Here is a 9,821-nt window from a genome sequence, read left to right as displayed (position 1 = left end):
GCTGCCACCCCCGCGGCCATCTCCCGTGCTTCCACGCCTGCCACCGCTTCGAGTACGAGCACGTGCGCCGCCGGAGGCGGAGCGGCGTCGGCGCGCGGGCAGGACGGACCGCCCCTGGTGCTGCCGCTGTCGGCCCGCACCCCTGCCCAGCTGGCCACGGCGGCAAGGCGGCTGGCGGAGGCGCTGCGCGCGCCCGGCGCGCCTTCGCCGGCCGACGTCGCCCACACCCTGGCCACGGGCCGTGCCTCCCTGGACGCCCGCGCCTACGTGGTCGCCACGACCCGCGACGAGGCCGCCGCCGCGCTGGAGGCGCTCGCCACGCGCGGAAAGGCGCCGGCGGGCGGCGGCGCGGAGACAGGGCCGGTCGGGGTGGTCAACGGCGGGCCGATCAGCCGCGAGATGGTCAACGGGGAGGCGACCGGCGGCCGGGGCTCGGCGCCGGCTGACGCGTGGGTTCGGGGTGAGGACGTCGCCTGGCCGCAGACGGGCGGACGGCGGGTCCACCTGCCCACGTACCCGTTCGCGGGCGAACACCACGGCGCGCTCACCGTCGGCGCCCCGCCGCCCCCCGCACCCGGACCACCGCGGGACACCGCGGCCGCGGTGACCGAGCTGTTCCTCACCACCCTGGACCTGCCCGGGAGGGAGGACCTGACCAGGACGTACTTCGCCGCCGGCGGCGACTCCCTGACCGCCGTCTTCCTGGCCGGCGAGCTGCGCGACCGCTTCGGCCTGGAGGCGCCCATCGAGCTGTTCCTGGAGGAGCTGCCGCTGGAGGAGCTCATCTCCCGCGTCCTGAGCGACCCGGACGACGACCCGCTCGGCGACCTCCTGGACGAGCTCGAACGATGAGACCCAGCCCCGACCCGGCCGGGATCGACGCGCTCGACCTGCTCGATCCCGCGCTCCACGCCAGCCACGACCTCACCCCCGTGTGGCGCTGGCTGCGCGCCCACGACCCGGTGCGCAGGCACGAGCGGTTCTGGAGCGTGACCCGCCACGCCGACGTGCTGCGCGTCGTGCGCGACCCGGACACGTTCAGCTCGCTCCAGGGCAACATGCTGCGCACCCTCCTGCGCGGGCACGATCCCGGCGCGGGCAAGATGCTGGTCGTCACGGACGGGCCCAAGCACGCCCGCCTGCGCCGCCTGCTGACGCCCGGCTTCGGCCCGCGCACGCTCGGCCCGGTCACGCACTCGATCGCGGAGGCCACCCGCGACCTGCTCGGCGCGCTCGTGCGGCGCGGCGGCGGCGACTTCGTGGCGGAGGTGGCCGCCCAGGTGCCGCTGCGTGCCATCTGCGAGCTGCTCGGCGTCCCCGAGGGGGACCGGCAATGCGTGCTGGAGCTGACCGGCGAGGCCATGCTGGGCGAGGCCCCATCCGGAGGACAGGCCGTGGGAGAGGGCGGGGGGACGCCGCCGGCGGCGATGATCGCCCAGAGCGAGATCCTGCTCTACTACACGCGCCTGGCCGCCCGGCGCAGGACGGCGCCGGGCGACGACGTGATCAGCCTGCTCGTCGGCAGCGACCTGACCGAGGAGGAGGTACTGCTCAACTGCTACAACCTCATCATCGGCGGCGACGAGACGGCCCGCCTGGCGATGGCCGGCGGGCTGCTGGCGCTGGCCACGTACGACAAGGAGTGGGCGCGCCTGCGCGAGGACCCCGCGCTCGTCGGCCCGGCCGCCGAGGAGATCCTGCGCTGGACCACCCCCGCCGCCCACGTCGGGAGGATCGCCACGCGGGACGCGGAGCTGGCCGGGCGGCAGGTCGCGGCCGGCGACGTGGTGGCGTTGTGGACGGTGTCCGCCAACCGTGACGAGGCCGTCTTCGATGACCCGGGCCGGTTCGACGTCGGCAGGACGCCGAACCGGCACCTCACGTTCGGTCACGGCCCGCACTTCTGCCTGGGCGCCCAGCTCGCCCGCGCCGAGATCCGCGCCCTGCTGGCCGAGCTGCGGGCGAGCGTGTCGGCGATCACGGTGACGGGCCCGGTGACCTGGCTGCCGTCGAACTTCATCAACGGCGTCGGCACACTCCCCGTGGCGCTGGCGTAGCCTGCAGGTATGGGTGTCCACCTGAACCACACCATCGTGGCGGCGAAGGACAGAGACGCGACCGCCGCGTTCCTGGCCGATGTCCTGGGGCTGGAGCCGCCGCCGGTCTACGGCCCGTTCCGCGTCGTCTCGCTCGGCAACGACGTCTCGCTCGACGTCGTCCAGGCGGGCGGGCCCGTGCATCCGCAGCACTACGCGTTCCTGGTCGGCGAGGAGGAGTTCGACCTGATCAAGGGCCGCATCGAGGAGCGCGGCATGACCTACTGGGCCGATCCGCACCACCGGCGGCCCGGAGTGATCAACACCAACGACGGCGGCCGCGGCCTCTACTGGGAAGACCCCAACGGCCACAACCTGGAGATCATCACCGTGCCCTACGGCGGCGTCTAGGGCGCCAGGGCCTCCAGGGCCTCCTCGGCCCGGCGCATCGCCTCCTCAGGCCCCGCGGTGACGATCTCGCGGTCGAAGTTGAGGTCGTGGAAGACGTCCGTCACGCCGTGGGCCGCCAGGCCGGCCACATCGGCTCTGATCTTGTCGTACGTGCCCGTCAGCGGACGGTCCTCGTCGCCGGGCCGGACCTGGGTGACGCCCCGGCACACGAACCGGAACCCGGTCGCGTCGCGCCCCGACGCCGCCAGCTCCGCCTTGATCAGCTCCACCCTGCCCGCGATGCCGGACAGGTCCTCCCTGCTGGAGCTGACCCACCCGTCGGCCAGCCGGGCGGCGCGGCGCAGCGCGACCTCGGCGGTGCCGCCCAGCAGGAGACGTGGCGGCGCCGGCGCCGGCTTGGGGTCGATGTGGGCGGGCGGCACCTGGTAGAACTCGCCGCTGTGCTCGACCACGTCGTCGCGCCACGCCTTGCGCAACACCTCGACGAACTCCTCGCCCCTGCGGCCCCGCCGCTCCATGCCGACGCCCGCCGCCGTGAACTCCTCGGGCAGCCAGCCCAGCCCGATCCCGGCGGTGAGCCGGCCGCCCGCGACCGTCTGCAGCGTGGCCAGCTGCTTGGCCAGCGGCACCGGCGGCACGTAGGCGTTGACCACGGCGACGCCCAGGCCGATCCCGCCCGTCACGCCCGACAGGTGCGCCAGCGTGATCAGCGGGTCGTGCACGGCGCGGTAGGTCGGCCCCATCGGGTGCCCCACCGGATACAGCAGCCGCTGGTACGTCCACAACTCGTGGTAGCCGAGCTCCTCCGCCCGCGTGGCGACGCGGCGCATGTTGGCCGGGGTGGCCCATGGCCCTGACTGGGGGACTGCGAAACCTACTCTCATGCCCCTAGTCTGACCGAGACGATTTCGTCCCGGGAATGGGCCTCTCACCAGCGAGAAAGATGTCAGAGCCCTCCGCCGACATGGCCATTCCGCGCGCATTCCGCACAGGCGCCCCGCCGATCGTTCGTCCTCCAGAGCGCTCTCGACGCGCTTGTCCGCGCTTTCTTGCTGGCCGTCGATGCATTTGGCGTAGGTCTTCAGGAGAGTCGCCACGGTGTGCCCTGCCCGCTCTGCGACCTCGGGCGCGTGCACGCCGGCGTTCAGCACAGCAGGTCCATCGAGAACCAGAACAAGGCGATCAAGAGCACTTCGACACGACCAACGCGGCCCAGAACGCAGCCTTCGAGCAGACCCGCCCGGAGCTGTCCCGCCTCGCCGACCGGGCGCGGGAGATGGCCGCTGAGATGAACAACGCGAACGCCGAGAACCCGGCTGCTCCCGGCACCGGCCGGGACGAGAGAGGCCCGCCACGTACGCACGTGGCGAGCCTCTCTGCATGTCCATTGGTCAGGCGTGGATGTGCTCGGCGACCTTCGCCTGGAACGCCGCCACCGCCTCCTCAGCCCGGGCGGGCAGCCACTTTGCGCCCTGTCGGAGGTACCTTCCGCATTCCATCTGGTGGGCACCCGGCTTCTGGACCCGAAGAAGTTCAGCCGCAGTGCACGTTGTTGAGCTCGGTGACTTTCCCGGCCACTACCGTTCCGGACACGTCAATACACTGGCCAGGCGCCGAGACGTACACCGGGCCAGCGTAATACTGGTAATAGTTGGCATCGGGGTCATACCCGCTGCCGTCAGCTCTCGATATCGAGACGCCCTTCCACGTCGTGGTGCCGTAGGTGGAGCCGTAGCCGTAGGCCAGGGCACAGTTCTTACCGGTGCTGGAGCTGTAGTACACCTCTAGCGTGCCCGTGCGGGCACCGCTCTGGGGGATGGCGTAGACGCCGACCCGGGAGTAGCTGCTGCCGCAGGGTCCGGCCGCGCTGGCCGGAGCGGCGCCCACCGCCAGCGTGGTAGAGGCGGCCAGAGCCGCGCCGGCCAGGAGGGTCGCCAGCTTGCGTGTGCGCACGAATGTCCTTTCGATTGACCATTGCGTGTGGACATATGATCACATATCCGGCAGGGGAGCACGGCGGTGTCGCAGATGTGTCGCAGCCTGGCGCTGCGGCGTTCATGCCCCTGCCTCCTGCGTGACACGCTCCGGCGCCGCCGCCTCGCAAACGCCCGTTCACCCGCCCCGATCGGGCCGGGAGTCATCACGTCCTGGAAGCGGGTGGCCGGACATGAGCCGCTACTCGTCGATCCAGCCGAGCTCAACCGCCCACCGGTGCGTGATGTCTTCGACTGCGGGCAGCGTGAGGAACGAAACGGCATACAGAACCACGAGGAGCCCGATCGGAACAACCCAAGCGCGAGCACGGGTTCCCTCATGTCCAGCGTCGGCGGGGCGGTCCCGACGGAGCCGCGTCTCCGGGAGCCGGCGGTCGGCCGGCCTCAGCACCCACGACGCGATGGCGCACGCCCCGAACATCAGCGGCACCCGCCACGACTCGGGACCGTCGCCGACCGACAGATGCGACATCACGGCACCCGACCACAGGAAAAAGGCACCCACGTACGCCCATTCCTTGATCAGCGGGAATCTGGGTGCGATGATCGCGACGGCCGCGGCGGCCTGCGCCACGCCTAGAATGTAGGTGAAGAAATGCGGGTATCCCAGGTGGCGCAACTGGACTTCCACCCATTCGATCGTCAGCAGGTTCCACACCGATCCAGCAGCCAACTCGAAGACGATGACAAACGTGGTGGCCCAAAAGGCGATGAGGCGGATCCGGCTCCAGTTGCTTCGTGCGCGGGTGGCCGACTTCCCGTCGGTCGCGTGCTGGAACGTTTTGGTCGTTTGAGTTCGCATCTCAGTCTCCTCTGCTAGATCGATTGAGGGGCGGCGTCAGCTCTCGATGTGCGCGGCATCGCGTCGTCCTGCGTGACGGCCGAGACCGTCACGCCCAGCCGGATCTCGACGCCGAGCTTGGATGCCCACTCGGACAGCACCGTCTCGACCGCTTCGAGGTTCGTCACCATGCCCTCCATTGCCGGGCTGGCAAGCCGGAACGGCAGGGCGGCGACGTCGACCTTGGCCGGATCGAGCACGATGCCAGCGAAATGGCCCACGCCTCGAGGGGGCAACGGCTCGTCCGCGCCGGGGTTCACGCCGGGATCGTCGTGACCGCCCGTCAACAACGGGTGCAGCATCCCGCGCCGGTGGAACGCCTCCACCGACGGGGCGGACAGGCCCCGCGTCCCGAGCGGGTCCGCCTTCCACGGCGAGCGGGGCTCCGGCTCCCGCTCGAGCACAACGACAGAGCAGCCCGCGAGGCCAAGCTCGCAGGCAAGGAACAGACCAACCGGGCCAGCGCCCACGATCACCACGTCATGCACGACAACTCCCCTTTTCAAGCCTGTTCTCCCCAGGCACGCACAGACTGACTATTGCGACTTCGCTGCGGCTCGCCGGCGCCTACTACCGGCTGACCTGACGTGGCACCGTCACCGCGAGGAGTTTGTCCGGGTTGCGGATGACGTAGAAGTTGGTGATCTTGCCGTCGATGATCTCGATCAGGAAGACACCTTCGAGGTGGTTGCCGCGGTAGGCGACGATCGCGGGTGTGTTGTTGCAGTTGACCACCTCGATCCGTTGGTCCGGTATCCCTTGCCCCGTGCGGAAGAGGTTCACGAGGAATGCGGCCACCTTCTCCGCGCCCATCACCGGCCGACGCGCCGCGGTGGCCTTGCCGCCGCTGTCGGCTGTCCAGGTGGCGTCCTGCGCGAGCAGCGAGAGCAGCCCTTCCAGGTCACCCGTGGCGGCCGCGGTCATGAACTGCTCGGTGATCTGCGCGGTCGTCGCGGCGTCGGCGGGCTGGAAGCGCTTGCGCCGCGCCTGCACATGCTCGCGGGCGCGATGCGCCACCTTGCGCACCGTCGCCACGGGTTTGCCCACCGCGGCGGCGATGTCGTGGTGGTTGAAGTCGAACACCTCGCGCAGCACGAACACCGCACGCTCGTCGGGGGTCAGTGTCTCGAGCAGCACGAGCATCGCCATCGACACCGACTCGGCGAGCACCACGTCGGCCGACGCGTCGTGCTCGTCGAGCGGTAGCGGCTCGGGCAGCCACGGGCCGACGTAGTCCTCGCGGCGGCGCGCGCTCGCCCGCAAGGCGTTGAGCGCCTGACGGGTCACCACCCGCGCCAGATACGACTTGGTGTCCCGCACCGTCGCGAGGTCCACTTCGGCCCACCGCAGATAGCTGTCCTGCAGCACGTCGTCGGATTCGGTCGCCGAACCGAGCATTTCGTAGACGATCGTGAACAGCAGCGGCCGCAACAGGGTGAACCGCTCGGCGTGCTCGTTAGTGGTCATCGCGGCGTGACGCCCCGCGCGGTGGTGGCCGGCTGTTCGGAACGCCGGCCGCCCTTGGGCCAGATCAGGGAACCCGGCCCGCGGGCCTTGCGGCGAATCTTCACCACCCTGAGCTTGCAGGTCAGCTCCTTGATCGCCGCGCCGACGCGGCCACCGATGTAGACGTTCACCGCGGTGTCGTCCTTGCGGCGAGCTGCCGGACGCTGGTACGCCGGCCCAGGCTGGCGCACGCCCCGGAGAAGGCCAGGTTGATCGCCGTCGGTTCGATTCCCGCGATGCGACTCAGCACGGTGTTGGCGGGCTGGGCCCCGGGCGGCCCGGCGGCGTAGCAGCTCATCCGCAACGGCCGGCCCGACGGCGCCACGGCGTCGCCCGCCGCGACGATACGGTGGTCGTCGGCATTGGTCGATGTCTCCTCGGTGAGCAGCCGGCCGAGCTCGTCGGTGCGCAACCCGCTGACCCGGGCCAGATCGGGCACGCCGAAACCAGCCGCCCAGCTGGTCAGTGCGCTCGACCGCACCACACCGGTGGCCAGTACGACCGCGACCGGCCGGACCTCGGTCACCCCGTCGGCCTCGAGCACGGCGACACCGTGCCAGGACAGCCACCTCGCGATGGACCGGCGACCCGGCGCGCCGAACGTCGGCGCCAGGGTTGTGCCACACACCAGCGTGACCCGGCGTCCCTGCTCGTCCAGCTCGGCGGCGGTCTCGATACCGGTCAACCCGCCGCCAACGACAGTGACCGGAGCGTCGAGTGGCAGCTCGTCCAGCCTGGCGGGCAGCCGGCGCGCGAACTCGAGCTCAGCGACGGAGAAAGCGAACTCGGCCGTGCCGGGCACTGACGGTGTCGCCCCCGTACTGCCGACAGCGTAGACGACGTTGTCGTAGTCCAGCGCGCGGCCCGACCCCAGCTCCAACGTACGGGCGGCGGTGTCGATACGCATGGCGCTGTCGACGACCAACCGGACGCCCTCGCCGGGCAGGGTGCCGTACTCGGCTGTCGCGTCGCCGGTACCGGCCACGAACTGGTGCGACCGGATCCGATCGGCGGACGCTGGGCGAGGATTGACCAACGTGATGTCCAGGTCAGCGCGCATCCGCAGCCGGTTGACCGCAAGTGTTCCGGCGTAACCTCCGCCGATCACGACAACCTTGCTGGGTGTGCTGTGCTCGCTCATGCCTCCCAAGACACCGCGGACCAACCGAAACGTGACACCACACGGCGTGACGTACATCACTCGACCCGAGCCGTTCACCGGAACATCAGCCGAGGAAGGGTGTGTCCAGTAAATGCTCTGTCGCAGATTTGGTGATGACAGAACCTTCCGTAGCGTCACGCTGAGCTGTGCTTCGTGTAGACGATCTCGTGCGTTACGACGTTTCCAGGGTTATCAGCCCACCGACGCGCGTTTGCTGCGTCCGTCATCGCGACCTCCTCGCCCGCCACGCCTCAAGCATCGCCGCGTCGGCCGCCGCCTCCTCCTGGCGGCGTCGCTCCATCTCGGCCTGAACCGTCCGATAGGCGGCATTCGGCCCAGCTGGAGCAGCAGGCGGTGCCACCCAACCAGGCACATGCCGGATCTCCTCCGAACTGCGCCACGTGTACGTCCACCGCGAGTCATCTGCCAGAACGACCAGCGCATGCAGCACGTCGGCCGCCGTCCATCCCTCGTCGAGGAAGGCGCTCAACCGCCAGCGCAGGTACCAGGCAGTGGCACGCCGCAGTAGCGGCAACCCGCGGCGGAGCCGCTCGCGCAAGGCGATCTTGTCTCGTTTTGGCCGGGCCGTGGGGTGCAGATGCCAGGCCGGAGAAATGATCGCGGCAGCGACGATCATCGTGCGTCTCGCGCGTGCGCGTGGGATCACCTCGGTCTCCCTCAGCACAGACGGGGGCTCACTTATCCTCGACCGTGGCCGATCCGCCGTCACCCCAGGTCCGGCCGTAGGTTTGGCGCGCTCTGGCGATGGCACCCGACGGCACGCGCCCCCAGCACTGCCGAATAGTCTGTACTGGTGAGTCTGGAGGCGGAGCTGGCGGGCGTCGCCGCGGCGTACGGCGGCACGGGCACGCCCGAGTCCCATCCGACCCGCACCGATGTCGTGGTGTTACGCAGGGGCGAGGTCGTGGTGAAGGCTCACTCGGCGCGTGACGACGCCGAGGCGTTGCGGCCGAGGTTGCGGGCCGCCGCCTCGGCCGCGGTGAGGGGCGTGATGCTGGCCCCGCTGGAGCCCGAGGTGCTGGTGGTGGCCGGGCGCGCGGTGACGGTGTGGCCCGCGGGGCGGCCCGTCGCGCACGACGACCCGGACTCCGCGCCGTGGGAGGAGGGGGCCAGGCTGCTGGCCAGGCTGCACGCCGTCCCCCTCACGCTGCTGCCGGTCCTGCCCGCGGCCGGTGGGCCGGCGAGGGCCGCCCGCGCGGTGGGGCGCATGTCCGGGGACGGCCCGATCGCGCGGCTCGTCAGGAGGACGTTCATGCGATTGCCCGCGACCGAGCCGCAACCGGGGCTGCTCACGCACGGCGACTGGCATCTCGGCCAGCTGGTCGACCGCGACGGGTGGCTGCTCATCGACGTCGACGATCTCGGCATCGGCGATCCGGCGTGGGATCTCGCCAGGCCGGCCGCCTGGTACGCCGCGGGACTGCTCGACCCGGACGTCTGGGCCCGGTTCCTGGGGGCCTACCAGGCCTCCGGCGGGCCGGCGCTGGGCCAGGGCGACGACCCGTGGCAGCGGCTCGACGTGCCCGCCAGGGCGCTCACCGTCCAGCTGGCCGCCGTCGCGGTGGTCAACGCCGAACGCGAGGGCCGGGAACTGGACGAGGTGGAGCATTCGTTGGTCGAAGCGTGCAACAGAATCGTCCGGGCGTGACGGGGTTGCGCGCGATAGGTTTCATCCTGGAGACCTCAGAGCCAAGGAGAGCGACGTAGATGCAGTGCCCAAAGTGCCACGGAAGCATGCGGACCTATGAGCGCAACGGCGTCCACATCGAGCAGTGCGACAACTGCCGCGGGATCTTCCTCGACTACGGCGAGCTCGAGACGCTGAGCCGGATGGAGATGCAGTACCACTC

Annotated in this window: 13 protein-coding genes; 5 read left to right on the top strand and 8 right to left on the bottom strand. The window is 70.6% G+C overall.

Translation table 11 applies throughout. The features are described 5' to 3' along the window. The 3 genes from E1294_RS49055 to E1294_RS49045 form a co-directional block, all read left to right on the top strand. Positions 1-852: acyl carrier protein (locus E1294_RS49055; protein ID WP_246083834.1), on the top strand; the 852-nt coding region annotated here is incomplete at its 5' end. Continuing rightward, entirely contained in the window at positions 849-2,057 is a 1,209-nt protein-coding gene (locus tag E1294_RS49050) for a cytochrome P450 (protein WP_132519269.1), read from the top strand. The genes E1294_RS49055 and E1294_RS49050, both read left to right, overlap by 4 nt. Positions 2,058-2,066: 9 nt before the next feature. Continuing rightward, entirely contained in the window at positions 2,067-2,447 is a 381-nt protein-coding gene (locus E1294_RS49045) for a VOC family protein (RefSeq protein ID WP_132519266.1), read from the top strand. On the opposite strand, the gene E1294_RS49040 is transcribed toward E1294_RS49045, so the two are convergent. From E1294_RS49040 to E1294_RS49010, 8 genes are all read right to left on the bottom strand, one after another. After that, positions 2,444-3,331: a TIGR03619 family F420-dependent LLM class oxidoreductase gene (locus E1294_RS49040; protein WP_132519263.1), complete on the bottom strand. Its 888-nt coding sequence runs from the start codon at positions 3,329-3,331 to the stop codon at positions 2,444-2,446. The genes E1294_RS49045 and E1294_RS49040 overlap by 4 nt on opposite strands. 649 nt (positions 3,332-3,980) lie before the next feature. Then, a complete protein-coding gene (locus E1294_RS49035; RefSeq protein WP_132519260.1) occupies positions 3,981-4,400 on the bottom strand; it encodes a hypothetical protein in 420 nt (139 codons plus the stop codon). Between the two features lie 222 nt (positions 4,401-4,622). Further along, positions 4,623-5,243 (bottom strand): DoxX family protein, encoded by a 621-nt coding sequence (locus E1294_RS49030; protein ID WP_132519257.1) that lies wholly within the window; start codon positions 5,241-5,243, stop codon positions 4,623-4,625. Between the two features lie 14 nt (positions 5,244-5,257). Further along, complete coding sequence (locus E1294_RS49025; protein ID WP_246083833.1) at positions 5,258-5,770, bottom strand: FAD-dependent oxidoreductase; 513 nt, start codon at positions 5,768-5,770, stop codon at positions 5,258-5,260. A gap of 82 nt (positions 5,771-5,852) precedes the next feature. Continuing rightward, positions 5,853-6,749 (bottom strand): RNA polymerase sigma factor SigJ, encoded by an 897-nt coding sequence (gene sigJ, locus E1294_RS49020; RefSeq protein ID WP_132519254.1) that lies wholly within the window; start codon positions 6,747-6,749, stop codon positions 5,853-5,855. Continuing rightward, the gene (locus E1294_RS56865; RefSeq protein ID WP_246083831.1) at positions 6,746-6,919 is read right to left on the bottom strand and encodes a hypothetical protein; all 174 of its coding nucleotides are present in this window, start codon (positions 6,917-6,919) and stop codon (positions 6,746-6,748) included. The genes sigJ and E1294_RS56865 overlap by 4 nt, the downstream gene beginning before the upstream one ends. Beyond that, positions 6,916-7,929 (bottom strand): NAD(P)/FAD-dependent oxidoreductase, encoded by a 1,014-nt coding sequence (locus tag E1294_RS49015; RefSeq protein ID WP_246083830.1) that lies wholly within the window; start codon positions 7,927-7,929, stop codon positions 6,916-6,918. The genes E1294_RS56865 and E1294_RS49015 overlap by 4 nt, the downstream gene beginning before the upstream one ends. 244 nt (positions 7,930-8,173) lie before the next feature. Beyond that, positions 8,174-8,587, bottom strand: a complete 414-nt coding sequence (locus E1294_RS49010) for a hypothetical protein (RefSeq protein ID WP_132519251.1) — start codon at positions 8,585-8,587, stop codon at positions 8,174-8,176. A gap of 177 nt (positions 8,588-8,764) precedes the next feature. On the opposite strand from E1294_RS49010, the gene E1294_RS49005 reads away from it, so the two are divergent. Next, complete coding sequence (locus E1294_RS49005) at positions 8,765-9,619, top strand: phosphotransferase family protein (RefSeq protein ID WP_132519248.1); 855 nt, start codon at positions 8,765-8,767, stop codon at positions 9,617-9,619. A 59-nt stretch (positions 9,620-9,678) separates the two neighbouring features. Then, a partial coding sequence (locus E1294_RS57615; protein ID WP_165977913.1) for a TFIIB-type zinc ribbon-containing protein occupies positions 9,679-9,821 on the top strand: 143 nt, incomplete at its 3' end.

Origin of the sequence: Nonomuraea diastatica, from assembly GCF_004349015.1 — a bacterium.
In the GTDB taxonomy this organism is placed as follows: domain Bacteria; phylum Actinomycetota; class Actinomycetes; order Streptosporangiales; family Streptosporangiaceae; genus Nonomuraea; species Nonomuraea diastatica.
This window is presented reverse-complemented; position numbering and strand designations above follow the sequence as displayed.